Annotated in this window: 19 protein-coding genes; 12 read left to right on the top strand and 7 right to left on the bottom strand. The window is 58.1% G+C overall.

The genetic code is table 11. The features are described 5' to 3' along the window. The first annotated feature begins 100 nt into the window (after window positions 1-100). The 7 genes from AC26AR_RS01960 to AC26AR_RS01990 all read left to right on the top strand — a co-directional run bounded on the left by AC26AR_RS01960 (window position 101) and on the right by AC26AR_RS01990 (window position 12757). Entirely contained in the window at window positions 101-772 is a 672-nt protein-coding gene (locus AC26AR_RS01960) for a response regulator (RefSeq protein ID WP_077378999.1), read from the top strand. Further along, window positions 769-2157 (top strand): sensor histidine kinase, encoded by a 1389-nt coding sequence (locus AC26AR_RS01965; RefSeq protein WP_488107459.1) that lies wholly within the window; start codon window positions 769-771, stop codon window positions 2155-2157. The genes AC26AR_RS01960 and AC26AR_RS01965 overlap by 4 nt, the downstream gene beginning before the upstream one ends. Before the next feature lie 59 nt (window positions 2158-2216). Beyond that, window positions 2217-3248 (top strand): ABC transporter substrate-binding protein, encoded by a 1032-nt coding sequence (locus AC26AR_RS01970; RefSeq protein WP_341541732.1) that lies wholly within the window; start codon window positions 2217-2219, stop codon window positions 3246-3248. Between the two features lie 253 nt (window positions 3249-3501). Beyond that, entirely contained in the window at window positions 3502-4971 is a 1470-nt protein-coding gene (guaB, locus tag AC26AR_RS01975; protein WP_077379374.1) for an IMP dehydrogenase, read from the top strand. Between the two features lie 165 nt (window positions 4972-5136). Continuing rightward, window positions 5137-6711, top strand: coding sequence for a glutamine-hydrolyzing GMP synthase (gene guaA, locus AC26AR_RS01980; RefSeq protein ID WP_077379004.1), 1575 nt, complete (start codon window positions 5137-5139; stop codon window positions 6709-6711). Window positions 6712-7328: 617 nt separating this feature from the next. After that, window positions 7329-10130, top strand: a complete 2802-nt coding sequence (locus AC26AR_RS01985) for a hypothetical protein (RefSeq protein ID WP_488107460.1) — start codon at window positions 7329-7331, stop codon at window positions 10128-10130. Continuing rightward, window positions 10127-12757, top strand: coding sequence for a hypothetical protein (locus AC26AR_RS01990; RefSeq protein ID WP_488107461.1), 2631 nt, complete (start codon window positions 10127-10129; stop codon window positions 12755-12757). The genes AC26AR_RS01985 and AC26AR_RS01990 overlap by 4 nt, the downstream gene beginning before the upstream one ends. Window positions 12758-12878: 121 nt before the next feature. Here AC26AR_RS01990 and AC26AR_RS01995 read toward each other — a convergent pair whose 3' ends face one another. The 3 genes from AC26AR_RS01995 to AC26AR_RS02005 all read right to left on the bottom strand — a co-directional run bounded on the left by AC26AR_RS01995 (window position 12879) and on the right by AC26AR_RS02005 (window position 15704). Further along, the gene (locus AC26AR_RS01995; protein WP_488107462.1) at window positions 12879-13481 is read right to left on the bottom strand and encodes a hypothetical protein; all 603 of its coding nucleotides are present in this window, start codon (window positions 13479-13481) and stop codon (window positions 12879-12881) included. Beyond that, window positions 13478-14671, bottom strand: a complete 1194-nt coding sequence (locus AC26AR_RS02000) for a DUF3500 domain-containing protein (protein WP_488107463.1) — start codon at window positions 14669-14671, stop codon at window positions 13478-13480. The genes AC26AR_RS01995 and AC26AR_RS02000 overlap by 4 nt, the downstream gene beginning before the upstream one ends. A 142-nt stretch (window positions 14672-14813) precedes the next feature. Next, the gene (locus AC26AR_RS02005; protein ID WP_488107464.1) at window positions 14814-15704 is read right to left on the bottom strand and encodes a pseudouridine synthase; all 891 of its coding nucleotides are present in this window, start codon (window positions 15702-15704) and stop codon (window positions 14814-14816) included. 303 nt (window positions 15705-16007) lie between these two features. Here AC26AR_RS02005 and AC26AR_RS02010 point away from each other — a divergent pair, with 303 nt between their 5' ends. Beyond that, window positions 16008-17288, top strand: a complete 1281-nt coding sequence (locus AC26AR_RS02010; protein WP_488107465.1) for an NAD(P)-binding domain-containing protein — start codon at window positions 16008-16010, stop codon at window positions 17286-17288. A 120-nt stretch (window positions 17289-17408) separates the two neighbouring features. Here the strand turns inward: AC26AR_RS02010 and AC26AR_RS02015 are convergent, their stop codons facing one another. Both AC26AR_RS02015 and AC26AR_RS02020 read right to left on the bottom strand, forming a co-directional pair. Continuing rightward, window positions 17409-17723: a hypothetical protein gene (locus tag AC26AR_RS02015; protein WP_077379015.1), complete on the bottom strand. Its 315-nt coding sequence runs from the start codon at window positions 17721-17723 to the stop codon at window positions 17409-17411. A 216-nt stretch (window positions 17724-17939) separates the two neighbouring features. Then, window positions 17940-18401: a hypothetical protein gene (locus tag AC26AR_RS02020; RefSeq protein ID WP_488107466.1), complete on the bottom strand. Its 462-nt coding sequence runs from the start codon at window positions 18399-18401 to the stop codon at window positions 17940-17942. 295 nt (window positions 18402-18696) lie between these two features. Between AC26AR_RS02020 and AC26AR_RS02025 the strand changes: the two genes are divergently transcribed. Then, window positions 18697-19137 (top strand): hypothetical protein, encoded by a 441-nt coding sequence (locus AC26AR_RS02025; RefSeq protein ID WP_077379019.1) that lies wholly within the window; start codon window positions 18697-18699, stop codon window positions 19135-19137. Between the two features lie 294 nt (window positions 19138-19431). Here AC26AR_RS02025 and AC26AR_RS02030 read toward each other — a convergent pair whose 3' ends face one another. After that, on the bottom strand, window positions 19432-20961 hold the full coding sequence (locus AC26AR_RS02030; RefSeq protein WP_488107467.1) for a hypothetical protein: 1530 nt from the start codon (window positions 20959-20961) through the stop codon (window positions 19432-19434). An 835-nt stretch (window positions 20962-21796) separates the two neighbouring features. Here AC26AR_RS02030 and dbpA point away from each other — a divergent pair. The 3 genes from dbpA (at window position 21797) to AC26AR_RS02045 (ending at window position 24389) form a co-directional block, all read left to right on the top strand. Next, window positions 21797-23197: an ATP-dependent RNA helicase DbpA gene (dbpA, locus tag AC26AR_RS02035; RefSeq protein ID WP_084209362.1), complete on the top strand. Its 1401-nt coding sequence runs from the start codon at window positions 21797-21799 to the stop codon at window positions 23195-23197. A 224-nt stretch (window positions 23198-23421) separates the two neighbouring features. Next, window positions 23422-23994, top strand: coding sequence for a GNAT family N-acetyltransferase (locus AC26AR_RS02040; RefSeq protein ID WP_077379022.1), 573 nt, complete (start codon window positions 23422-23424; stop codon window positions 23992-23994). A 227-nt stretch (window positions 23995-24221) separates the two neighbouring features. After that, a complete protein-coding gene (locus AC26AR_RS02045) occupies window positions 24222-24389 on the top strand; it encodes a hypothetical protein (RefSeq protein ID WP_164850377.1) in 168 nt (55 codons plus the stop codon). Between the two features lie 170 nt (window positions 24390-24559). Here the strand turns inward: AC26AR_RS02045 and AC26AR_RS02050 are convergent, their stop codons facing one another. Then, the gene (locus AC26AR_RS02050; protein WP_488107468.1) at window positions 24560-25918 is read right to left on the bottom strand and encodes a NarK family nitrate/nitrite MFS transporter; all 1359 of its coding nucleotides are present in this window, start codon (window positions 25916-25918) and stop codon (window positions 24560-24562) included. Window positions 25919-26348 lie beyond the last annotated feature (430 nt).

Here is a 26348-nt window from a genome sequence, read left to right on the forward strand (position 1 = left end):
GATCGGTATATCGCAGCGGTAGTTGCGATACCGGCATGGTAGGAGCGCGACCTTTCATCAACCTGTCACTTTCCCTTCCCCTTACTGAGACTTTGGATGCATGCGCCTGCTCGTCGTCGAGGATGATCCCCTCATTTCCCGCACCCTGCAGCGCAGTCTGTCGACGCTGGGCTATGCCATCGATGTCTTCGATACTCTGGCACCTGCACGGGACGCGGCGCGCCAGGGCGGCTTTGATCTGATCCTGCTTGATCTCGGCCTGCCGGATGGGCAGGGCATGGACCTGCTGTCGGAGTTGCGTCAGCGCAATGACCTGACGCCGGTGCTGATCATCACGGCGCGGGATGGGGTGGACGACCGGGTGCGTGGACTGGATCTTGGTGCCGATGATTACCTGGCCAAGCCGTTCTCGCTGGTGGAGATGGAAGCCCGTGTGCGGGCCTTGCTGCGGCGCAGTCAGGGACGCAGTGACAACACGCTTCGCTTCGGTCCGCTTGCCATGTCGACCCGCAGCGGCACTTTCACGCTGGTGGGCGCGACGCTGGATCTGCCACCACGGGAGCGTCTGCTGCTGGAAAGCCTGATGCTGCACGCCGGCAAGGTGGTGTCGCGGGAGGTGATCGAAGGCAAGGTATTCGGCTATGGCGAGGTGGGCTCGAATGCGTTGGAGGTCTACATCAGTCGGCTGCGCAAGCGCCTGGCAGGCAGTGAGATACAGATCCGTACCCTGCGTGGGCTGGGCTATCGTCTCGAGATGACAGACGCCGGATGATCATCCACGGCAAGCTGCGCAATCGCCTGCTGGGGTGGATGCTGAGCATGATGCTCATCGTCGGCGGGCTCGTGTTGATCGATGCCTGGGTCACCAGTCAGCGCTCGGCCCAGCGCGCCTTTGACAATCAGCTCGAGGATGCGCTGCTGGCCATGTCAGAAGCCATCCAGTGGCAGGATGACAAGCCGCGCATCATGATGCCGCCGGCTGCCCTCAAGATTCTCTCCACACGACATCAGGAACGTGTCTTCTACCGCCTGCTGGATGATCAGGGGCGGGTACTGGCCAGCAACCTCGAGATCCCGCTAACCCCGCAGATGCTGCGCGAGGCTGGAGAAAGGGATGTCTGGCAGGACATCCGTTATCAGGGCGTCACGTGGCGGCTGCACGCGCGCAGCGTGCGTTCCGCAGGCTGGGAGCGGCAATTTCGTGTGCAGCTCTGGGTCGGACATACCACCGAAGGGCGCCGGCAGCTGGCGCGCGAGCTGATGATTCGAGCCACGGGCCGCATGCTCATCATGGGGGTGCTGGCGGTGGTGATGATCCTGATCACGCTGAGGCTGGCGCTGACACCGCTCAAGCGTCTGCGGCATCAGTTGCGTCGGCGTCAGCCGCAGGATGCCACGCCGCTGGAGGGCAACATGCCGGAAGAGATGCGCGAGCTGGTCGAGACGCTGGAGCAGCTTTTCCACCGCCAGGGAGAATCCCGCGATGCGTTGCTGCGTTTTACCGCCGATGCCAGCCACCAGCTGCGCACGCCGCTGGCGGGAGTGCAGAATCTGGCGGAGTTCGCGCTGACGAGCTCATCACCTGACGAATGGCGCGCAGCGCTCGGGGATATCCACGCCAGCGCTGCACGCACCAGTCGCCTGGCGGGGCAGTTGTTGAACCTGACGCGGCTGCGTCATCTGGCATTGCCCACCGAGCAGGATGCGCTGGACCTCGGTGAACTGCTTCGCGGCGTGGTGCTGGAGTGGGTTGATCACGATCTCGCGCGCCAGCATGACCTGGGGCTGGCCGAACTGCCTGCACAGCCGGTCTGCGTGATTGGCGAGTCGTGGGCGCTGCGCGAACTGATCGGCAATCTGATCGAGAATGCGTTGCGCTACACCCCGCCCGGCAGCGAGATCACCCTGCGCCTTGCCGCCCATGACGATAGCGTGCTGCTCAGCATCGAGGACAACGGCCCCGGTGTGCCGAAGGAGATGCTGGAACGACTCTGTCAGCCCTTCGAGCGCGCAGGGCGTCAGGACACCGACGGTTCGGGACTTGGGCTGGCGATCGTCGAGACGATTGCCCTGCGCCATCAGGCTGACTTGCAGGTCACCAATCGCGATGTGGGAGGGCTGTGCATTCGCATCCGCTTTCCGAGGTGGCCGTCATGAACCTCATGTCTGACAGGCTGCGCGCCACCCCAGGGGCCCGCCGAGTCACGAGTTGCCTGGTGCTGGCCCTGTGGGCAGGTCTCGCCATCCTCCTGGCTGCCAGGCCAGTCATGGCGGCACAGGACCGCCTGGTCATTGAAGCGGCAATGGATCGCCAGGTCGCGGCGCCCTTGCTGGCGGCCTTCTCGCGCCAGTATCCCGCCATCGAGATCGTCTATCACGATCGCACGACGATGACGCTCAATGCACTGGCCGTTCAGGACGACGCGGGGGCCGATATCATCATCAGCTCGGCGATGCCCTGGCAGGTGGCGCTGGTCAATCAAGGACTGGCCCAGCGACTGGACAGCGAGGCTGCAAGGCAATGGCCCGAGTGGGCCAAGTGGCGCGATGAAATCTTCGCCTTCACCTTCGAGCCCATCGTGATGGCCTACCGGCTGGATCTCGCGACCAGAATGATGCCGCCATCCTCGCATGCCGACGTACTGAACCTGCTGACGGAGCATGCCGAGACACTGACGGGGCGAGTCGTGGCCTATTCGCCCTCGAAGAGCGCACTGGGATACGCGCTCCATCTTCAGGATTCCTACTATTCAGGACGCTTCTGGAAACTGGTCGCGGCGCTCGGACAGGTCGACACCACTCTCGAGACCAGCACGCAGCGCATGCTGGAAGGCCTGAGCGATGGCCGCTACTGGCTGGGGTACAACCTGCTGGGGTCCTACGCCATCCGCTGGGCACAGTCCCACCCTGAGGTCATCGTGCAGATGCCCACTGACTATGCGCTGATCTCCATGCGCACCGCCTTCATCCACCGCGATGCTCCGCATCCGGAGGCTGCGCGAACCTTCATGGATTTCCTCATCGGACGGCAAGGGCAGCATGTGCTGGCGGGCGAGACACCGCTCTACAGCATCCGCACGGATATCACCGGCCCCTACACCGCCCAGTCGCTGCGGGATCAGGTCGGCCAGCGGCTCTACCCGCAGCCTCTGGACGCCTCGATTCTGAGCATGCTGGACACGGCGCGTCGTCATGATTTTCTCGACCGCTGGTTCGATGCCTACTCCGGCGGTACGCCGACCCCCTGACGCAAGCGCATCCGCCGGCGCATCCCGCCGCAGGCCGCGCCATCCGTGGCTCTAGTTGACCAGATGGTTAGTGTCAGGGGGGTACGAAATCGCGAGATTGATAGCCTGCGACGTTTGTCTCGAGTGGGGCGAATGGGTTATCATGGGTGATTACCTCGCAGCAACCGCTAGAACCGTAGTCATGGCGCCCGTCCATCGGGCCCTGCACTGCGGCTTTCGCGCATCCCTCATAAACTGCTACTGGGCGTTCGACATGCTACGTATAGCGCAAGAAGCTCTGACGTTTGATGACGTTCTTCTCGTCCCCGGCTACTCCGAGGTCCTCCCCAAGGACGTCAGCCTGAGATCACGTCTCACACGCGACATCAGCGTCAATATCCCGCTCATCTCCTCTGCGATGGATACCGTCACCGAAGCTCGCCTGGCCATCGCCATGGCGCAGGAAGGTGGTGTCGGCATCATCCACAAGAGCATGAGCATTGCCCAGCAGGCCGCGGAAGTCCGCAAGGTCAAGAAGCACGAGAGCGTCATCGTGCGTGACCCGGTCACTGTCAGCCCGAAGGCCAAGATCCAGGATCTGCTGGCGATGTCCGAGGAGCATGGCTACTCCGGCTTCCCGGTGGTCGAGGGTGAATACCTGGTCGGCATCGTGACCGGTCGCGACATGCGCTTCCAGCCTGATTTCAGCGATACCGTCGCCGGCATCATGACCGGCCGCGACAAGCTGGTCACCGTGCTGGAAGGCACGCCGCTGGAACAGATCAAGGCCAAGCTGCAGGAAAGCCGCATCGAGAAGATGCCGATCGTCGATGACGAATTCCGCCTGCGCGGTCTCGTCACCGTTCGCGACATCGAGAAGGTCAAGACCTACCCGAACGCGGCGAAGGACAGCAACGGCAGCCTGCTGGTCGGTGCCGCCGTCGGCACCGGCCCGGAAACCCCGGACCGCGTCGCGGCTCTCGCCGAAGCCGGCGTTGACGTCATCGTCGTCGACACCGCTCACGGTCACTCCAAGGGCGTGATCGACCGCGTCGCCTGGGTGAAGGAGCATCATCCGAAGATTCAGGTCATCGGTGGCAACATCGCGACCGCTGAAGCCGCCATCGCCCTGGCAGAAGCCGGCGCGGACGGCGTCAAGGTCGGCATCGGCCCGGGTTCCATCTGCACCACGCGCATCGTCGCCGGTGTCGGCGTGCCGCAGATGAGCGCCGTCGCCAACGTCGCGGCCGCCATGGCCAAGTACGACGTGCCGGTCATCGCCGATGGCGGTATCCGCTTCTCCGGTGACATCGCCAAGGCCATCGCCGCAGGCGCCAGCATCGTCATGATCGGCGGTCTGCTCGCCGGTACCGAGGAAGCGCCGGGTGAAGTCGAGCTGTTCCAGGGCCGTACCTACAAGGCGTATCGCGGCATGGGTTCCATGGGCGCCATGTCCCAGACCCAGGGTTCCAGCGATCGTTACTTCCAGGACAAGAACGCCGGCGTCGAGAAGCTGGTACCGGAAGGCATCGAAGGCCGCGTGCCCTACAAGGGCATGATGAGCGCCATCGTGCACCAGCTGATGGGCGGCCTGCGTGCCTCCATGGGCTACACCGGCAGCCAGACCATCGAAGAAATGCGCACCAAGCCGCAATTCGTGCAGATCACCGGTGCCGGCTTCGCCGAATCCCACGTCCACGACGTGCAGATCACCAAGGAAGCGCCCAACTATCGGCGCGACTGAGACATAGCGAAGCGCGATGCAAAGCGGGAGCCCTACACGGGTTCCCGCTTTGCTTAGGTCGAAGAAACTTCTGGTCTCGGCTATTCTCGGCGCCAGATTGTGTCGACCCCGCGCTCCCTCGCAGCTCCGAAGCGGGTCACATGACTCCCCAATGAGAGACTGAAGATGCAAGACATCCATTCCCACAAGATCCTGATCCTCGATTTCGGCTCCCAGTACACTCAGCTGATCGCACGTCGCGTGCGTGAGCTGGGCGTGTTCTCCGAGGTGCGTGCCTTTGACATCACCGAGGAAGAGATCCGCGAGTACAACCCCAACGGCATCATCCTGGCCGGTGGCCCGGAATCCGTGACCGAGCTGGACTCGCCGCGTGCGCCGCAGTGCGTGTTCGAGATGGGTCTGCCGGTGTTCGGCATCTGCTACGGCATGCAGACCATGGCCGAGCAGCTCGGCGGCAAGGTCGAAGGCTCCAACGTGCGCGAATTCGGCTATGCCCAGATTCGTGTCGATGGTGAGTCCGCGCTGTTCAAGGACATCAAGGACCACCTGGACGACGAAGGCCGTCCGCTGCTCGACGTCTGGATGAGCCACGGTGACAAGGTCGCGAAGGTCCCCGAGACCTTCACCGTCACCGCCTCCACCCCGAGCTGCCCGATCGCCGCCATGGCGTGGGAAGAGAAGCAGTTCTACGGCGTGCAGTTCCACCCGGAAGTCACCCACACCCTGCAGGGCCAGCGCATCCTCGAGCACTTCGTGATCGAGATCTGCCAGTCCGAGCGCCTGTGGACCCCGGCCAAGATCATCGAAGACCTGACCGATCGCGTTCGCGCCCAGGTCGGTGACCGCAAGGTGCTGCTCGGCCTGTCTGGCGGCGTCGACTCCTCAGTGGTCGCGGCGCTGCTGCACAAGGCCATCGGTGACCAGCTGACCTGTGTCTTCGTCGACAACGGCCTGCTGCGCAAGAACGAAGGCGACCAGGTCATGGAAACCTTCTCGCGCCACATGGGCGTCAAGGTCATCCGTGTGGACGCCGAAGACCTCTTCCTCGGCAAGCTCAAGGGTGTCAGTGACCCGGAAGCCAAGCGCAAGGCCATCGGCAACACCTTCATCGAAGTGTTCGATGCCGAAGCCGCCAAGCTCAAGGACGTCGACTTCCTCGCCCAGGGCACCATCTACCCGGACGTGATCGAATCCGCTGCCAGCAAGACCGGCAAGTCCCACGTCATCAAGTCCCACCACAATGTCGGCGGCCTGCCGGACGACATGAAGATGGAACTGGTCGAGCCGCTGCGCGAACTGTTCAAGGACGAAGTCCGCAAGGTCGGCCTCGAACTCGGCCTGCCCTACGACATGGTCTACCGTCACCCCTTCCCGGGGCCGGGTCTGGGCGTGCGTATCCTCGGTGAAGTGAAGAAGGAATACGCGGACATCCTGCGTGAAGCCGACGCCATCTTCATCGAAGAACTGCACAACTTCGACTGGTATCACAAGACCAGCCAGGCGTTCGCCGTCTTCCTGCCGGTCAAGTCCGTCGGCGTCGTTGGCGATGGCCGTCGTTACGAGTGGGTCATCGGTATCCGTGCCGTCGAGACCGTCGACTTCATGACGGCCCGCTGGGCGCACCTGCCGTATGAGCTGCTGGAGAAGGTCTCCAACCGCATCATCAACGAGCTGGAGCACGTCTCGCGCGTCACCTATGACGTCAGCAGCAAGCCGCCGGCCACCATCGAGTGGGAATGATCGCCTGACGATCCCCCCTCGCTGAGCTGACGCAGCGTTCTGTCTCAACGGTCTCTTGAACCGATCGAGACGAGAACGCAGCAAGCAAAAAGCCCTTCTGGCCATTGGCCGGAAGGGCTTTTTTTGTGGGTGATGGCCAAGAATTTCGCAGTGCGTTATTTCAGCATCCCCCCCCCGCATTTAAAGCACCTCGGTTCACTCGCGGAGGGATAAATATGATTCTAATTCTTAAGCATCAGCAGTTGGTATTATCACGCATAGTTATTAGATAAGAATAGCTGCCCTTGGTAGCGGTTATGCAGGGTTGGTTAATCCATCGTTTGTAAGGCGTGCAGAACGGGTATGGATGGAAATATTAATTTTATCAAACAAATTGTTTCGGAAAGCAGGAGTTGTTGCTGATTTTTTGCTATGTTGTAGAGAGCCTGGCGGGTAATATTATAACAAATACAAGAGTGATCTATTTTGGAATATCCACACTAGCTTATTTTTATATTCTAGATGTACTTGTAATTTTATAATAATCAATTGAATCCAAGCTTGGTGAGTGAGAGTAAGAGCATAAATAAACTTATTTTTCTAAGGTTTAATTCTTAATTGACTGAGGCGAAAATCGTATGCCAGTTATAGATCTGAATAAAAGTGGCGCTGAGCATTTTGATAACCCTGATATGGTGTTACAAAAAGAAGCTTTTGAAAAACTGAATATATTAATAAAATCTCAGATAGCTACTCTTGACTCCCCTACATATGTACCTCCTACAGGAAAAGAGCTGAGCTATACTAGGTCGCATAATGGTATTTTAATTGAAGGAGGGCGTGGTAGCGGTAAGACAACTTTTCTGATAAATGCTCTACACTATATGCATGGTGAAACTAAAGGTTCCACTTTTAATTGGTTTAGTGAGGTTTCTTCTAAACTTCAAGTACTACCTCCGATTGACCCGACCCTTATAGAAACTAAAGAACATATTATAATTGTAATTATTTCTTTAATTGATGCCGCACTCGATGATCCTTCTAATAACTCTGAAGCAGATCGCACTAAGGTTAATGAAGCACGCAGAAAAATGGCAGAAGGCCTTGGCCTCCTTGATGGTATAGGAAAGTCTCAACCATATGGGGATGAATGGGAGGACCCAGAGTGGATAATGAGTAGAGGCTTGAGAAAAGCGCGTAATGGAAGGTCATTCGAGATAAAGTTTCAATCTTTCATTTATGAAGCTCTAAAAGTTCTTGAAAGAAAAGCATTTGTTTTGTCATTTGATGATGTGGATACTAATTTTGAGCACGGCCGCACTATTCTTGAAACTATACGTAAATACCTCACGTCACCACAACTTATTTTGCTAATATCTGGTGATCTTGAACTTTATGGGCGGTTAGTTAGACGAAACATATATGATACATTCGGCAAGAGTATCATGGAAAATGATCCAAATGTTATAGGACAAGATAAAAAATATATTAATGCTGCTGTGCAAGAGCTAGAGGAACAATATCTTTTAAAGATAGCGCCTCCGCAAAATCGTATTCCTATGATATCGTTAGGAGGAATTATCCAGGCATCAACTACAGATGATGTTAAGGTTATACCGTTTGGTAAAATCGATCAAGAGCCTCTGCTTAAATGGGCTAGCTTAAATATTAGAAGAAAAATAATGGATGGTATGGTTAATGATAAAGAAAGGCTTCCAGACCATCCATTCCTTGAACTCATATCTCGTGAGCATCTCCGATTAGTGATCGGATACCTTCGCGCCATCGGTAGCAGTGATTCGATCCATGTTTGTAATGAAGTTTTTTCTGTTTTCGAAACACGGTTACGTCTTTCTGGAGTGGACCCATTAAAATTAGCTTATGCTACTCATAATGAAACACTATTACTCGTATTTAATTGGTTTGTTAAGCAGGATAAACCAACAACACTTGCTCGATTTGGTGTGCCTAGCGACGCAGGAAAAGCTATTATACTTCACTGTTTTGCATTGGCTATGGCTAAGGGGATGCAAGGTTCTCCAGCAAGATGCCTAAAAACACTTGTTACATTGAATCTTCCAGTTTCTATGATGCAGCGTACAGCTTTTTCACAAGCAGATGTGCGTAAAGCGATTCTAGAATTTATATGGAATGATGCAAGTCCAGAGCTTATGGAAGTAGCTGGGCGCATCGGTTCTATCGCCCGCTTCGATACTGTTGAAGAAAGCTCAAATAGCATTGGTAATTTGAAGGCTAGTTGCTTTGGTTCAGTTGGCACAAAGAAGAAAATAGAAAGCCGGTCTGAATTAATGCATCGTATTTTTAATCTAAGTAGTAGTCTTGATCTAAGTAAAGTTAAAACGGTAATGGAGCTTAGTAAGTATATTAATACAGAAGACAATGCATCATCTGGTTATAGATGGATAAAGTTACTTTCGGAGCATCAAGATATATCGGTTTTAAATACTGAGAAAGGGGTTGTGTGGTTTCCGATAGATGATTTGACAGATCGTTGTGGATTATTTGGTGGGCTGCTTGACCTGTTAACTTATGACAGATTCAACGGTCGTGGTGAAACATTCAGGTCAGTATCAGCTATTTCATTGTTAGCAGCGATCTCAAAAATTCTAGATGAAGACAATGAACCTGACCTACATTCAATGGTGCTAACTTCAATAATTCCTGTATTCCGCCCTAAGGCTGATGGTGTAAAGGCCGGTCGGATAGAAGATGATGATGAACTTACTGATAGCGACGAAGTGAAAGATACTGACTTGCAAAAAGATGAAAATAGTGCTGAGTTTAAGATTTTCATGAAGCAGATAAAAAATTGGAAAATTTATGCTCAGCAGTATTCTTATGAGGGTATTGGAGATAGAATAGCTGAAATATCTCCTTCGGAATTAGCACGGTTAGCTGAGCGCATCCATGACCAGCTTCTCTCGTTGGATGAGAAAGTTCCTCCTAACTGGAAGACTGGTCAAATATTGCATCGACAGATCACTAATATATTGCATGCTTTGTTAGTTATAACATCGGGTAGTTCTGGCCGATTGGTATCACCTAAATATTCGGATCGCCCGTTGGTTGAGGCTCTAAGGAATACATATTCAAAAGATGATAATGCGTTTCATCCTATAGCTGCCATTGTGCTTAGCTGTCCCTTGATTTGGGCATTTTTGAATCCAGAAGAAATTTCTGAAGTAAGTGGTAGTAGTACAGTTAATTTAAAAGATGAAGTGGAGAAAGCGCTCTTAAAATATCAGGAGTCTCTAAGTACAGAAAAAGTACCTTTTGAGTCTACTTGGCTTAGCCCACCCGTGATATCTATCGTAATCGGACGGTCAAAGGCAACACCTCGTAGAGTAAAGCAAAAGGGGTTCTTTGACGTGCTGAATGTAGTCCCTCGGTATGACTCTAAGACTGGTGCAAAAAAATGATTGGAGAAACTACAGAAGATAGATTTTTGATTCACACGCAAGTGTCATATGCAAAGGCTATTTTCTCTAACTTAGATCTAATTGCGCATCTAGAAGGTGGGATAAGTGATGATATGGCAGATGCTCACCTAAAAAAAATCTGTTTCAATACTGAGGGTTTTAAGGAGATTACTAGGTCTCACATAAATGGTCGGTTCCTACGGCTTCGTGAATTACATCCATCACTTACTGATGAAGCTCTTGAGCATAGAATTGCTTGGGCAGTGGGTAGTGCATGCCGTGAACACGCTGCATTGATAAGGGCCGATCTCGATTCTCCCGCACATTGTACCGTACCGTTGCTTACCCGCCTTGCAAAAATCTTCTTATGCGAGGCACGTGATGGATCCATGCGCGTCCGTTCGAACTTACTGGCGGAGTGGCAAGACCTTATCCTTGTAGTACCGCCAATGCTGATCTCTGCTGCTTGGATGGCAGATCAATTAGATGGTCCATATGAAACAATTTCGAGCCGCATAACTTTACAAAAACAAGTCCAGCGATGGCTTTGTGATAGCACGTTGCCTACAGACGACAACCCGATTCTCGATCAGCTATGTAATTCAGAGGGTTTAGATGAAGTTCATATGCATCTTAACGGTACCACTGAAGCGGAAAAGGTATGGATGGACGCCTTACGTAAAACATCTAGAGTTGTGGATGCCGTTAGTGGAGTTATAAGAAGTGAGGATGGGATTCATGCAGCCATCGGGAGTGGCGTTAACCGTTTATTACGTCAAGAAGATTCTACGCTGACACCTAAGCTACTTAGAAAGCGAGTCGAACATGCAGTTGCACTAAAGTCTTTTCTGCTAGAGGCCTGTCATCCCTCGAGCGTAAAATCTATGTCAGATGAATTCAGTTTGGCTAGTCGCTATGCTGTAGCAATTCGTGGTCGTACTAATGAATACAATGGGTCCGTGACTTCTTCTGAAGCACTCCAGTTAATCGACATAATTGCAAACCTTGTAAATGGAAACAATTGCAAGGTTTACGGGATTGCTTTTCTTTGGTATGCATTGATTAGAGCTCAATTCTGTAGACTATTGGTCCAGCAAGTTTCATGCACAGGTTTCGACCAGTTTCAATATATCACCTCTAATGAATTACGTGAGACGACTGAAAAAGACTTTGCTGAACGCTTTCGTCAAATTGAGCGCGGTCTACAGAAACCGATTGACTTTCTTGAAGGACGCTTTGCACCGAAAACAACCCCCGATGGTAACGCGCATCGATTAATGCAGATCTTACGGGGATATTTACAATTCTTGGATGAAGGTTCGGATGGGAATTCGTATGGTGCACTAACCAATATTTTTTCTCATGCTTTGACAACCCGTTCGTCTTTACGAGAGATGTTGGAGTTAGTGCATTTATTTGAAGCTGGAACAACAGTTAATAGTAAAGAAATTGTACCACGAAGCCAACGTCGACTGCGGCTGGGGCTCGTGGTGCACTTCATAAAACGGACTGATGCTTCGGAGCGTGACCGTTTTCGACAGGGTGGGGTCCTGGCACCTGTTTGTAGGGATAGTAAAGCCCGCCGAGAAGCTGATCAGGCTGCAAGAGCATTAGTAGTCTTGATGAATAAAACTACTGGCCTTTCAGAAATGATCCGTGGTGTAGATGCTGCCAGTAACGAACGCCATGCTGGGCCTGAGGTATTTGCCCAAGTTTTCCGACGAATGCGGCGTGCTGGAATTCAACGGTTCACTTATCACGCTGGTGAGGATTTTGTACACATCACTTCAGGCCTGAGAGCTATGTACGAAGCAGTATACTTTCTAGAATTATCGGCTGGTTGCAGAATTGGGCATGGTACTGCTGCTGGGTTAGTACCAAAAAAATGGTGGGCATCAGTAGAAGGTTGTGTAATTCAGACTTGTGAGGAACGTCTTGATGATATCGTCTTTGCATGGGGAACCCTTATTAATAAGAGAGTCATGCTCGATAAACTACCTCTGCTTGAATCAGAAATCAGACGTTTGGCAATGCAGATTTGGAAAGATCCAACCTTGACGCCAGATCTTCTATTTCGTTCTTGGAAGATCAGACATCTTGATCCAATAGTACGTGCTTACGGGAACTACGATGTAGATCGTGATCGTAATCTTGAGATTCAAATGTTTCAGGATATGAAACGCCGGGACCCTGATGCCCATGCACACTACCTTCGTCGCCATGGCGTCGATGTATCAGGTGAAACCTTGAGGCGAGGTAGCGAATCCGTGCTTGTTACACTTGATACCGATGTTTTAAGTGTCGATATCATCGAGTTCCTGCAAGAAGCAACACTAGAACTATTAAAGGAGCGTCATATAGCCATCGAGTCTTTGCCCAGTAGTAATGTTCGCATCAGTATTCATGAAACTTATGAAGACCATCATGCACCATCGTGGCTAGGTTTTGGGCGTAATTTCTGTTCGACCTCTGTTGTCATTGGGTCAGACGATCCTGGTATTTTCGCGACAAGTTTAAGGATGGAATATGCACATCTTCTTCGAGCATTAGAGGTAAATGATGCAGGCTTTAGGGCGATAGAAACTTTAGAGCTTATTAATAGAACATCTAAACGCTTTCGTTTTTGACGTTAAATATATAAATATTGTTGTATATCGGTATTTTTTAGAAAAGCCTTTCCAAGCATCAGGTCAGCAAGGCTTTTGTTCGTACTTTTTTATGCGCGTAATCAATTCACTTCTTCTTGGCTCACTCCCGCTTGGCTTTCTGCAGATTCAGTCGGACACCGTGGGCGGAGTGGAAGAAGCCGAAACCGGCCAGCGGGCGGGTGGCGCCGTCAGGCGTCTGCCAGTAGACATCGGCGCGGTGATTGCGGACCTCGTGCATCACGGCGTCGTATTTCAGCAGCAGTGAGTCCGGTTCGGGCTTTTCGGGCTTCACGTTCCATTCGGTGATGACCAGCACGTAGTCGCCGAGTTGTGGCTGATAGGTCGATTCGAGATGCGCTTCGGTGAGCGTCATCGGTAGCGTGTCGCCATCCTCGAAGAGCGCGAGGTGGTGACTGAGGTAGTCGCCGAGTTGATCCACCAGTGGCTGCGGCAGAGGCTGGCCTGGTGTCTGCTCACCAAGGGCTGCCAGTGCCGGCGCGGCGATCAGCAGGTCTTCGCGGGGGAACTGGAGCGTGAGGTGCAGCGTGTGCTGCGGTTGCTGCTCGAATGTCAGCACGCTGCCGGGCAGGGCGTGGGCGTGAGCCGTCTCGATGAGGCCGCCTCCCGCCCCGCTGGCCCCATGGCCGAGGGAGATCACGGCAAGGGCGAGCAGGGCGGTGCGCCAGGAAGCGCGCCGGCTCATTCGGTCTGGCCGCCGTAGTCGTCGGTGCGATCCCGCCATACCGAGTGGGGATGGTTGCCGACCTTGTCGGTGGACTTGTTGGACTGCAACGAGAATTCGATCCACAGCGAGGGGCCGTGGATACGCACGTAATCGTTCTCGGCGCTGACCTGCGGCGTGCCGGAGAAGCCGAGGTAGGTGTCCGGAAGCTCTGCGGTGTACTTCGCCATGTAGGCCTTGGCCTCCGGCGCGGAGATGTCGTCCACGTAGGTCTCGATGGCGGTGAGCAGCAGCGCTTGCTGGTCGTCATCCAGCTTGGAGACGGGAATGCCTTCATAGCTTTCGGGGATGGCATCGTCGGCCTGGGGGCCAGCGAGGATGTCACGGTAGGTGCCTTCCAGTGTCGCTTCGGCCTGTTGATCCTCGGAGAGCGAGCTGAGCAGGGTGGCGAAGGCATCGCGTTCCTGGGTCAGCGGCTCGTTCACGCGCCCGTTCATCTCGAAATACGGGAAGGGTTCCACGCCACGGAAGGAGGGCGTGGCACCGGCCAGCTTGCCGTCGGTGTAGGTGTTGGCGAAGGCCATGTGGTGGCCGCCGTAGTACAGCTCCCAGGTGCCGCTCTCACCCGGTGTGCCGAGGAAGGCGAACTTGGTGTTGTAGGAGGAGTAACCGGCCTTGTAGTCGGTGCTGACGGTGTTGATGTAGTCGTCGGCATTGAGCGTCTGAATCATCTCGTCGAAGCCTTCATCCGGCGCGTGGCCGGTGGCCTCCAGCATGATCGCCTTGACGAGGCCGCGCTGCTTGATGTTCAGCTCGCCCAGCAGCACGCCGGGGCGTTTCGGGAAGGCGCCAGCTGGCAGGTTGCTCCAGTTCTCGGCCTCAGCGAGGGAGTAGTCATGCTGCAGGTTCTGCAGGATGTCATCGTCGGAGATATCTGCCTTGAGTAGATCAATCAGGCATAGCATGCGCGCATAACCGGGTGTGTCGCCGCACTCGGCGGCGCTCTCGGGGATGGGCACGCTCTGCATCAGGGTGCTGGTGTCGCCCATGCGCGCGCGCAGCGCCTCGCTCAAGGCCTGGTCTTCCGCTGACATCGGCGGCGGGCCATCGTGATCGGGCGGCGGCCCGTCGTGCCCTTGTTGTGCAAGGACGGGGAAGGACAGGAGCGCGGCCAGCGCGGCTCCTCCGGTCACTGCGAGACGTCGGGACATCGATGGGCCTATTTTCCGGGGACAGGAAGAAAACCTTAGCCCGCCTGACGTCGAGCAGGAAGCCTTCGCCAGATGAATTCTTTGTGCACATGCCGTGGGCTGCGCGTCGGCTGGCGACGACAGCCACTGGCTATCTCGCGCCTCACGCCAGCGTCAGATCACCGTCGTATTCGAAGCACCTTTCCTCGCCGCTGACGGGATCAATGAACTCGAATCCCTTGGAGAGCAGCTGCAAGGGGCGCGCGTAGTCATCCGGCGAGAGCGGTTGCAGCTCGGGGTAGTAGCGGTCATTCAGGATCGGCCAGCCCAGCGACTGCATGTGTACCCGCAGTTGATGGCGACGCCCGGTGATGGGGTGCAGCTCGAACAGCGCCTGACTACCGCGTTGCGCGACACAGCGGATCAACGAGTGGCTGTTGGGCTCGCCTTCGGAGACCTGAAAGCGAAAGCGTTGCTCGGCCTGTTCAAGGCGATTCTTCACCTCCCACTGCTGGCCCACCAGAGTCTCCTCGCTGTGGGTTTCGGCAATGGCCTGATAGGCCTTGTGGATATTCCGCGACTTGAACAGCTCATGATAGCGGTGGCGCGATTCGGGATTCAGTGAGCACAGCACCAGCCCGGCGGTGGCCCTGTCCAGGCGATGCACCGCCTGCAGCGCCTCTATTCCGGTACTGTCGCGCAGGCGCTGCTGCAGGCACTCGTTCACGTACAGGCCACCGGGCGTCACCGGCAGAAAATGCGGCTTGTAGGCCACCAGGATGTGCTCATCCTGATGGAGAATCCGCTCCGCGAAGGGGATGCTCGGCTCACGCACCACCTCACGGTAATAGAAGACGCGCAGATGTGGCTGGTAGGGCGTCTGCGGGGTGATCAATGCGCCATCCTCGCGATGCACCTTGCCGGTGGCCATGCGCTCGCGCCAGGTGGCCTCATCGATGGCCGGAAACTTCTGCAGCAGATATTCCAGTACCGTCGCCACGCCGGGATTGATCTGCGGCAGGCTCAGCTTGGAGGGGCGGGCGGAAATGGACATGGAAGGCATCACGGTGGCGAGAAGAAAGGGCGAGCGTGGGGCGAGCAAGCCTCACCCTCATGGCGATGGCCCAGTGTAACCGAGCGACGCATGGCTGTCGGGGCAGATGGCCTTGCGAGAGGTTGGCGCGGGAGTGGAGCGATGCGGGCGAGAGGCTTGCCGAGGCGACCAGCGCGGCCTGTGGCTGGGGATATGCGGGTTATCTTTAGAAGAAAATAGCCAAATAAGCCTTGTCGTCTTACGCTGAAAGCCACGCATGACGAGGCTTTCATCCCCACCCCCCACGACTGGAGCGAAGACGCGATGCAAGATGCCAACAGCCACCTGTCGATTGCCATCATCGGGGCAGGCCCGATAGGGCTGAGCGCTGCGGTCAACCTGCTGGCTGCGGGCCTGGAGCCCATCATCTTCGAATCAGGCGAGCAGGTCGGGGAGCATCTGGCTCGCTGGGGGCATGTGCGCATGTTCTCGCCGTGGTCCTACAACGTGGACCCCGTGGCAGCCGAATGGCTCACGCCCACCGGCTGGCAGGCGCCACGAGCGGATGCCTTCCCCACCGGCGCGGAGCTGCTCGCCGACTACCTCCAGCCGCTGGCCGCGCTGCCGGAGATTGCCTCCCGCCTGCATACCGCGACACGGGTCACGCATGTCAGTCGCCTGCAGCATGATGTGCTGCGCTCCAATGGGCGAGAAGAGGCACCCTTCGTGCTGCGTGTCTCGGGGCCGGATGGCGAGCGCGACGTGCTGGCACGGTCGGTGATCGATGCCTCCGGTACCTTCCAGTGCCCCAATGGCATCGGGGCGCATGGCATTCCCGCACTGGGGGAACTCGCGGCGGCAGAGCGGATCGCCTACGGCGTGCCGGATATCACCGGCAAGGCGCGGGAAGACTATGCCGGCAAGACGGTGCTGGTGGTCGGGGGCGGGCATTCGGCCTTCAACGCGCTGCAGGATCTGGTCAGCCTGGCCGAGCAGAATCCGGACACGCGCATCCTGTGGGGCGTGCGCTCCGCCACGCTGCACAACGTCATCCGCTCACCCAAGGACGATGAGCTGCAGGAGCGCCGGGCACTGGAAGTGCGTATCCAGCAATGGTTGGAAGACGGCAGATTCGAGGTCGTGACCAATCTTGCCATCGAGGCGATTCATCCACAGGGAGAGCAGGGTGCTCGTCTCGTGGTGGAAAGCGGTAGCCAGCGCCTGCCGGCGGTAGACCGCATCATCGCCGCCACCGGCTTCCGCCCGGATCTCGCGCTGCTCTCGGAGCTGCGTGTCTCGCTCGACCCCGCCACCCAGAGCCCGGCGCGCCTCGCGCCGCTGATCGACCCCAACCAGCACAGCTGTGGCTCCGTGCCGGAACACGGCGCCGCCGAACTGACCCACGCGGAACCCGGCCTCTATATCCTCGGCATCAAGAGCTACGGTCGCGCACCCACCTTCCTGATGCGCACCGGCTACCGCCAGGTGAAATCCGTCGTCGCCGCACTGCTGGACCCCGACGCCGTCACCCCCGCCCCGGTGTGTGGCGCCACCAGCAGCATTGCCAATCAGGCATCACGCCAGTGTGAGCCAAGCTGTGGGTAAGAGCAGGTAAGGACTGACAATGAAAAAAGCCCTCCCGGCGTCGCCGGGAGGGCTTTTTCATGCGTCTTGCGGACTACGTTCACCGATGGATGATCTGCGGGTTTCTACTGAGATCATCGTCTACATCGGGTGTTGCTCTTCTTCGTAGAGCTCGGCCTTGGCGTCGCGGAGGACATCTTCGCAGGCGCTGTGGTTGGCCAGTTGCAGCATCAGATTCTGGCTGAGGGCGAAGCCCTTGCCCAGACAGGTGTCGACCTCTTCGCGACTGAGCGCCGGGGTGACATTGCAGTCAATCTTCATCGTACGACTACCGCCATCAAAGCGGTCGGCGAGGGCGCGCAGGCGCCAGGCAAGCCGTGTTTTCCAGCGGGCGGTGGGGTCGGGGCCTTCCGTCACGTCGAGCGTGCAGCGCCATTCAGGTTTGTAGACCTTCATGTGAACCTCCTCGGCTGGTCGTTTCAATGATCGATCGTGATGTTCTGCTCCGCTTGCTGTGCTTGATGTCTTGCGTTGTTTCTCGTACCGGAAGTCCGTTCCAGACGTGCTCCTGGTCGTCGTGCGCGTGCATCTGCCACGAGGGCGGCGGCGAGACATGGACTGTCGTCAACCGGGCCCGTCACTTCACCATACGAGTTTTGGGCCCGGGTTACATCAGTTCGAGTGTAAACGTTGGTTATCCTCATGTGTTTTCAGCAGGCATTCCAGTGCCAGATGCAGCCAGTCAAAGGTGTCACGCGGGGCTACCGCTGGCGAATCATCAGGGCTGAGGGCTCTGGTGTGCTCGCCCAGCAGCTCCGTAAGCGTCTCGATCTGCATGCCGTGATGTAATGCGAATGTCTCAAGCTCCCCACTGGTAGACCAGATCTCCTGCATCACGGTCGGCACGGCGCTCATGGCGCAGGCGGCGTCCAGTATCTCGCCGCGTGCACGCTCGGCCTGTATGCGCGCAGCATGCTCCAGCAGCCTTGCGCTCAGGGCGGGAAAGCGTGCCTGGACAATCGCGGGCGGCAGGTGGGAGGGAGATGTGCACGGCGGGTGGGCAGAAGCGTCGCGCGGTGCCTGCCAGCGGCGCAGAGGTGCGCCGGATGTCGGCGTGTCTGGTTGAGAGGCCATGTGGATAACTCCAGTGTGCAAGCGCCAGTGCTACAGGTGTCTTGAGGATGGACAGGCATTCAAGCGTTGTCAGTCGCGGCAGGAGAGCAGAGATGAGGCGGCATCACCGCTGACGCAGCAGTGACTTGCGCTGAAGAGCGCAATCGCGTGATGCACTGCCAAGTGGTTCATTTCGCGAGAAAAAAGTCGATCTGGATGCAACCAGACCTCAATGGTGTGCGTACACAGGAAGACGTGCCCGGCACGAGGCGGCGCTGACTGCCTGACAGGCCCATTTCCTCTGGAGAGAATTGACATGACGAAGTACGCCGATCGAATCCGCATTTCCCTGCTGCTGCTGCGCCTCGGGGTCTTCCTCGTGATGACAATGTGGACGTTGGACAAGTTCTTCAATCCCGGTCACGCCGCAGCCATCTTCGAGAAGTTCTATTCCATCGGCGGTGTCGGCGAAGGCATCGTCATCGTGATCGCCGCCATCGAGATGGTGCTGTTGCTGATGTTCCTGGCAGGCGTGAAGAAGACCCTCACCTATGGGCTGGTGCTGGTGCTGCATGCCGGCTCCACGCTGTCTGCCTTCAATCAGTATCTCGCGCCGTGGGAGCACCTGCTGTTCTTCGCCGCCTGGCCGATGCTGGCCGCCTGTGTGGCGTTGTTCCTGCTGCGGGAAATCGATACCTGCTTCACCCTCGGCGGCAAGCAGGCACGTCTCGCGCAAGCACAGACCCAGGCCGGCTGAATCTCGGGTTCGTGAGTCACCCGTTGCCTGTGCGCTGACAGCAAGCGCCAGTAGCCAAAAGGCCCGGTCATGCGATGCATGGCCGGGCCTTTCATGTGCTTGCTGCAGGGTGTCGTGTGTGTCTTTCGCCTAGTGTATCAGAGTGTCATTTCTCGTTATTGTTATCTTTGTGATAATCATGATGACGTTGTTGAGGTTGGTAGCGCCTTGTTGACGTATTCATAACGACGCCAGATCATTACGTAAGATCTGACGCAAGGCGTGGCATGAGCCCTCATGCCTTGTCGGTGCATGTCAGGCGATGCTGGAGCGCAGCGGCGAGGACAGAGTCTCGCTCAGCGTGTTCAGCGCCGTGGTCAGCTCGCGTTCGGCCTCCTTCACGCGTTGTGCGCCAGAGGATGGCGCTGCCTGCTCGGCCAGCTGGGTGGCGGCGGACAGCGGGTCCGTCACCGGTGCTGCCACATGCTGCGTTTCCAGGCGTGCGAGGATGGTCTCCAGCGCTGGCAGGCTTGCGTTGTTGTGGAATTGCCAGACGCCGTAGATGCGGCCATCGAAGGCGGCTTCACTGCCCAGGGTGGGGTCTGCCGCCAGTCCGGCGCCGAGTCCGAACAGGTAGAGGCCCTCAAGGAGGTTGCCTGAGAGGTCTCGGGGATTGCCGGTGGCATCGGAATCCAGTCCGCCCTTCACCTGGCTGAGCGGCAGCGGCTGACGCGTCGCATCCAGCAGGCGCGGCAGAATCGGCTGATAGCCGTTGCACTGCACCACTACCGGCGCGTCGGCCAGAGCTTCGCTGGCCGCGAGCAGGCGTTGCTGAGGGCCGGGGCCGGTCTGGATGAGCCTGACCTGCATGTCGCAGTCTGCTATCCGACCGCTGGAAAGCACTTGCTGGCCGATGCTCAGGGCACGGTAGCGCAGCCCGCCGGAGCGATTGATGCGTCCGCTGATGGGGCAGACATCGCGCTCGGCATCATAGGAATAGCCCGCGGCCTTGGCCTCTTCGGCGTTCTCGAAGAACAGCCGGACAGGCGAGCGGTGGAGCAGGGTGATCTCGTCGATGCGCGTCTTGTGGAATGCGCTGGCGAGCAGATCCAGCATCGAGAAGGCGCTGTGGGAGCCACCCACCACGCAGACACGCCCACCACGCCGCAGGCGCGGCAGCAAGAGGCTGCGCAGCTGACCTTCCGGCATGCGCAGCAGTTCATCACCGCTGTAGATGCGCGCACGCGGTGACAGGGACAGTCCCTGACGCGAGAGGTCCTGGGTCAGGTGTTCCGGGCATTGATAGCCGCCGAGATTGAGCACCAGGTTGGAGGTGCGGATCCGTGTCGGACGAGACGCGTGTTCCGGTGTGTGAGTCAGCGTCAGCAGATTGTCATCCTCGATGCGCTCAACCTCATCGAGACTCGTGCCGCACCACAGCTCCACGCCGGCAAGGCGGGTGGCGTGATCCAGTACCAGCCGGGACGCCGCTTCCAGCAGGGCGCCCACTTCGCTGAGCGCCGGGGCGGTGAAGGCCTGGGCGCGGATGTTCTCCAGGCACGGATCGCCTTCCAGCGGAGCGAAGACCTCCGCGAGGGCCGGGTCTCTCAGGCAATCGAGAAAGACGTCCCCCACCGAGTTGGCCGTGATGCGATATTCGCCCAGCCGTCCGGCCCCCAGAGGCGCATCCCGATGAATGCCTCCGGCATCCAGTATCAGCAGACCATGGCGTGCGAGTTGCGCCAGTTTTCCGGTTTTCAAGGCATTGAATAGAAACCCCATGCCCGCTGGGCCAACACCGGCCACGACACATCCGTAGGCGGTGATTCGTGAAATATCCTTCATCAGGTTCTGCTCCCTTTGTGGTTCGCTGCGTCCTGAAACTGTCTTGATGACGGGGTGTTTCTCCTGACCAGTGGAGCCCCTGTTCCTCAAGAAGATCGTGGCCATTCAGCGCCAGTCTGTGCTGGCTCGTGAAGGCGTCATTGGCGTCGTCGGCCCTGGCCCACGCGGAGGGTATGAGCGTGTTCGGGCTGTCATGCCTTCATGAAAAGGCATTGATATTTCTCATTGATATCAATTTAATCAACAAGATAGCGGAGTAATGGGCGTGATGATGTGGTGATGCTCTCATGACGGGACATGGATGTTGCACAGATGATGCAGACGATGATCAGTGACGAGACTCGATACCGGTGCGTGCCTTTTTCGTTGAGGTCCGCAACCGTGATGCAACGCTTGAGGCATGGCGATAGGTATCGATGACAATCAATTCTCACACGCGCACGATCACTCGTGGCGTGGCGCAAGACGTGGGAAATGACAGGAACGTCAACAGGTATTCTGGTGAATCGGGCAGGATTAATAAATGACCTGAATCAGGATTGAAAACGGCTGATGACGAAAATCATTCATTGCCATTAATGCGATATCGTTTGCCTCATGCGAGGGGATTATCGACTGGTGCGAGGAAGGGACTGACAACCAGCAGTCGATCAGCTGTCGTGTCGTTGGAAAGGATGGCAAACGTGAACGCGGCCGGCGCGCTGGCAGGAACCGGCAGACATGTGAATTCGCAGGTGGAGGCGTGCAGGCGAGCGAGCGCTGGCTCTGCTATGCTCTGCGCCCGCACGCATGCCTGTTCGGCTCGTGCCTGTTCATCGACTGAAGGAATGTCCTCGTGACTGACGCCACCGCCACCCCTGCCTTTGCCTCTCTGGCGCTGGCGCCCGAGCTGCTCACCAATCTGGAGACGCTCGACTATCACACCATGACGCCGATTCAGGCGCAGAGCCTGCCGCCGATGCTGGAAGGGCGCGATGTCATCGCCCAGGGCCAGACGGGCTCCGGCAAGACCGCCGCCTTCGGCCTTGGCCTGTTGTCGCGCCTCAAGGTCTCGCGCTTTCGTGTCCAGTCGCTGGTGCTGTGCCCCACGCGTGAGCTGGCCGATCAGGTCGCCGGCGAGATTCGCCGTCTGGCGCGCGGCCTGCATAACGTCAAGGTGCTGACGCTGTGTGGCGGTGCACCCTTCGGCCCGCAGCTGGGCTCGCTGGAACACGGCGCGCATATCATCGTCGGCACGCCGGGCCGTGTGGACGAGCACCTGCGCAAGGGCAGCCTGAGCCTTGCCGAGCTCAATACTCTGGTGCTGGACGAGGCCGACCGCATGCTCGACATGGGCTTCGCCGAGGTGCTGGAAGCCATCATCGCCGAGACCCCGGAAGCGCGCCAGACGCTGCTGTTCAGCGCGACCTTCGCCGATGGCGTGCGCCCGATCGCCGAGCGCATCCTGCGGGAGCCGGTCAGCATCGAGGTCGCCTCCACCCACGATGACAGCAGCATCCGTCAGCTGTTTCATCGGGTAGCGGATGAAGAGGCGCGTTTCGAGGCGCTGCGTATCCTGCTGCTCAAGTATCGTCCTGACACCAGCGTGGTGTTCTGCAACACCAAGCGCGAGGCACAGGAGGTCAGCGATGCCCTCAATGAGCACGGTTTCAGTGCCATGGCCCTGCACGGTGATCTGGAGCAGCGCGAGCGTGATCAGACGTTGGTGATGTTCGCCAACAAGAGCACCTCGATTCTGGTGGCCACGGACGTCGCGGCACGCGGGCTGGATATCGACGCGCTGGATGCGGTCTTCAATTACCAGATCGCCCGGGACCTCGATGCCCACGTCCACCGTGTCGGGCGTACCGGTCGCGCGGGCAGCTCCGGTATCGCCTGTACGCTGTATACCGAGAAGGAAGACTATCGCCTGGCCAAGCTGGGAGATTTCCTCGAGCAGACGCTGGAAGCCGAGCCGCTGCCGGCGAAGAGCATGCTGACCCGTGAACCCTTCCGCGCGCGCATGGCGACGCTGCAGATCGATGGCGGCAAGAAGGACAAGCTGCGTCCCGGCGACATCCTCGGTGCCCTGACGGGCGATGGCGGCCTGCCGGGCAGCCAGATCGGCAAGATCAAGGTACTGGCCCGCACCACCTACGTGGCCGTGGAGCGCGATGTCGCCAAGGCGGCGCTGACCCAGCTGATGAACGGCAAGCTCAAGGGCCGCTCCTTCCGCGCGCGTCGCCTCAAGAGCTGACAGGGGCGCACGCCTGATGGCGTGGAAATCAGCAGAGGAGTGACATGGCAGGTCCCACGTCTCTCATCTGGATCACGACCTTGTCATCACGTCATTCGATGCCCGCCACTTCGGCGGGCATCGTGCTTTTTGAGCAGTAGATTGACTCTCGCGGGCCATGACGGCGGTGACTAAGCTTGGGGGTGACGGCCCTGATCGACAGGGCGCTGAACCGGTAACTCGTGATGACTGACAATCCCGCCGATAATCTTCGCATCCGTGAAGAACGTCTCATCGATCATGAGCGCATCTACCGCATCCATGAATCCGTGTTTGCCGGCCACCGGGAGGCCCGCCTGGGCGACAGACTGCGTCGCAGTGATCTGGCGCAGATCTCGCTGGTGGCCGAGCGCTTCTCTGACCCGGAAAGCGGGCGTCACCTCAGTGAAGGCGAAGGAGGGCTGCTGGGGCATGTGATGGCCTCGCGCGTGGAACTCTCCGGCTGTCCGGGGCGCGTGCTGATGGCATTGGCGCCTCTGGCGGTGTTGCCCCAGCACCAGCGTCATGGCATCGGCAAGCGGCTGGTGATCTCGGCGGTCAAGCGTTGTCGTCTGCTGGGAGCGGGCGCCGTGGTGGCGGCGGGTCATGCCGAATTCTATGCCCATCTGGGCTTTCATCCGGCGCGCCATTACGGCCTTTATTGCCATCACGAGGATGTGCCGGGCGCCTTCGTGGCCATCGAGCTGGTGCCGGACTATCTGGCGGGGCTGGGAGGCGAGGTGCTCTTCGACCATGGTTTCTCTGACCTGGGCCTCTGACCTGGGCCCCTGGCTCGAGCGCAGATTCGCGCTCTGATCCGGGCTCCTCGAAGGGGCTTGTCCTGTGGGGTGTGCCTCGTCACTCGGTCATCCCCTTGCAACTCGGCGTTGCGCCACCCTTGAAACCGCGCGACACCCGCTCCATGTCCTGTGTATCCCCGCGCTGTTGTCTGTACTGGTGTGCAGGCCGGGGCGTTATCCCGACCGATGATTCAAGGAGAGACATCATGAAGCTCAAGACTCTGGGTAGTTCGCTGATGATTGCCATGCTGGGTCTCGGTGGCCTGTCACTCGCCGGTTGCGAGGACGAGGGCCCGATGGAGAAGGCTGGCGAGAAGATGGACAACGCCGTGGAAGACGCCGGTGACAGCGTCGAGAACGCCACCGACAGCTGATGGCTGGCCGTGACTCGCCCGCGAGCACGGCGAACCGCAAGGTGTGAATGCACAAAGGCCCCGCCTCTCAAGAGGCGGGGCCTTTGCATGTCAGGGCTCCGTGTATCAGGGCTCCGTATATCAGGGCTGCATGTGTCAGAGGTTTGAGAAAGTCTCAGGAAGAGACAGGCTCAGACAGACACGGGCTGCTGGTCGCTCTGCTGCTTGCGTTCCGCGACGGCGGCTTCATAGGCGCGGCCTTCCTCGGCCTCGGTGGCGGCGCTGAAGCGCACCAGCAGGGCGAACAGCGAGATCACGATCACGCCCATGCCCAGATACATCAGGCCTTCCTGGTAGGTCAGTTCTTCACTGCGGAACAGGAAGCCCGCGGCGACAGCCCCCGCGTTGCCACCCGCGCCGACGATACCGGCCACCGCGCCCAGTGCCTTGCGATTGACGAAGGGCACGATCCCGAAGGTGGCGCCTTCCGCCATCTGCACGAACAGGCTGAACACCAGCATGATACCGATGGCTACCGCGAGGGTTTCCATCTGGGCGAAGCCGACCAGCGCCACGCCTTCACACAGCAGCGCGATGAACAGCCAGCGCACGCGACCCTTGAGGCCGGACTGACGGGCGAACAGGTCGGAGAAGACGCCGCCCAGGGTGCGCGCGAACAGGTTCATCAGGCCGAACAGGCCCGCGATGAGGCCGGCGGTGGCGAGATCGAGATCGAAGTGATCGAAGAAGTAGATGGCGGCGACGTTGTTGATGGTCAGCTCGACCCCGAAGCAGGCGCCGTAGACGAGGAACAGGGCCCAGACACGGATGTCGCGTGCCGCCGCGCCGAAGGTGGCGCGCATGCTGTATTCCTTCTCGGCCTTGGGCAGCTCACCACGCTCACGCAGCTCGCTGAAGTTGCCGTCCGGGGCATCCTGGGTGAAGAAGTAGTAGGCGATCCCGGTGAGGAACAGCACGATGCCCGGCACGACCATCGCCAGACGCCAGCCCAGGGTCTGCTCGACGCCCAGCATCAGAAGGCCGGCCATCACCAGCGGCATCAGCATCTGGGTGGTGCCGCCGCCCAGGTTGCCCCAGCCGGCGGTGGTGGCATTGGCGGTGCCGACCACGTTGGGGCCGAACATCACGGAGGTATGGTACTGGGTGATGACGAAGGACGCGCCGATGGCACCGATGGCCAGACGGGCGAGGAAGAAGGATTCGAAGCTGGCGGCGAAGCCGATGCACATCACCGGCAGAGAGCCGAGGCACAGCAGCCAGGTGTAGGCCTTGCGTGGCCCGATGCGATCACACAGCACGCCGATGGCAAGTCGCACGATCACCGTGATGGCGACGGAGGCGATGATGGTGTTGCCGATCTGGGTCTTGGTCAGGCCGAGGTCATCGCGCACCACGGCCATCAAGGGCGCGATGCCAAACCAGCCGAAGAAGCAGACGTGGAAGGCGAACCACGACATGTGGAAGGCGCGCATCTGCGGGGTATTGAAGCTGAACAGCCGGATACGGCTGGCCTTGTTGCGAATATCCATGAGTGGGCTCCTGGTACAGCGTCGGTGCCGGACGCCAGGGTCTCGGCGCACGACGGGTGGTCGAACAGCTGTGAACGACAGCGGGGCGCCTCGTCATTGAGGGGCCTGGTTCGACGCACTCGTACTCCGAAGAGCCTGGTCCACGTCATGGATAGCGATGGCAGCAGTCGGTGATGCCATGGTTGCCGGCAGCAGAGCGTCTGTGCGGCAAGTGACAGGAACAAAGCAAGTAGCGCGCCAGTTGCGGGGGTATGGTCGGGACAAGTCCCAGAAGATCAATGCCTTGGCGATGGCAGTGGCTTGGCCTGCGCCGGCGGTATCACGGGATGGCTGCCCACTCGATGCGCGCTGGCGGTGCGTCGGCAGGGCGCGAGGTACCAGTCTGGCGCACGCGAGTGGCGTTGAGAGCGCCGGGAAGGCGCGTGCCTCA

Source organism: Cobetia sp. PS-4MA, from assembly GCF_057670765.1.

Bases quoted from the DNA above. Each gene is read 5' to 3' on its own strand.
- AC26AR_RS02040 (WP_077379022.1), top strand. From the start codon at position 23,422: ATGACTGACAATCCCGCCGATAATCTTCGCATCCGTGAAGAACGTCTC.
- AC26AR_RS01995 (WP_488107462.1), bottom strand. From the start codon at position 13,481: ATGAGCCGGCGCGCTTCCTGGCGCACCGCCCTGCTCGCCCTTGCCGTG.
- AC26AR_RS02025 (WP_077379019.1), top strand. From the start codon at position 18,697: ATGACGAAGTACGCCGATCGAATCCGCATTTCCCTGCTGCTGCTGCGC.
- guaA (WP_077379004.1), top strand. From the start codon at position 5,137: ATGCAAGACATCCATTCCCACAAGATCCTGATCCTCGATTTCGGCTCC.
- AC26AR_RS02045 (WP_164850377.1), top strand. From the start codon at position 24,222: ATGAAGCTCAAGACTCTGGGTAGTTCGCTGATGATTGCCATGCTGGGT.
- AC26AR_RS02050 (WP_488107468.1), bottom strand. From the start codon at position 25,918: ATGGATATTCGCAACAAGGCCAGCCGTATCCGGCTGTTCAGCTTCAAT.
- AC26AR_RS01960 (WP_077378999.1), top strand. From the start codon at position 101: ATGCGCCTGCTCGTCGTCGAGGATGATCCCCTCATTTCCCGCACCCTG.
- AC26AR_RS02015 (WP_077379015.1), bottom strand. From the start codon at position 17,723: ATGAAGGTCTACAAACCTGAATGGCGCTGCACGCTCGACGTGACGGAA.
- AC26AR_RS01965 (WP_488107459.1), top strand. From the start codon at position 769: ATGATCATCCACGGCAAGCTGCGCAATCGCCTGCTGGGGTGGATGCTG.
- AC26AR_RS02000 (WP_488107463.1), bottom strand. From the start codon at position 14,671: ATGTCCCGACGTCTCGCAGTGACCGGAGGAGCCGCGCTGGCCGCGCTC.
- AC26AR_RS02010 (WP_488107465.1), top strand. From the start codon at position 16,008: ATGCAAGATGCCAACAGCCACCTGTCGATTGCCATCATCGGGGCAGGC.
- AC26AR_RS01985 (WP_488107460.1), top strand. From the start codon at position 7,329: ATGCCAGTTATAGATCTGAATAAAAGTGGCGCTGAGCATTTTGATAAC.
- guaB (WP_077379374.1), top strand. From the start codon at position 3,502: ATGCTACGTATAGCGCAAGAAGCTCTGACGTTTGATGACGTTCTTCTC.
- AC26AR_RS01990 (WP_488107461.1), top strand. From the start codon at position 10,127: ATGATTGGAGAAACTACAGAAGATAGATTTTTGATTCACACGCAAGTG.
- AC26AR_RS02030 (WP_488107467.1), bottom strand. From the start codon at position 20,961: ATGAAGGATATTTCACGAATCACCGCCTACGGATGTGTCGTGGCCGGT.
- AC26AR_RS02005 (WP_488107464.1), bottom strand. From the start codon at position 15,704: ATGTCCATTTCCGCCCGCCCCTCCAAGCTGAGCCTGCCGCAGATCAAT.
- AC26AR_RS02020 (WP_488107466.1), bottom strand. From the start codon at position 18,401: ATGGCCTCTCAACCAGACACGCCGACATCCGGCGCACCTCTGCGCCGC.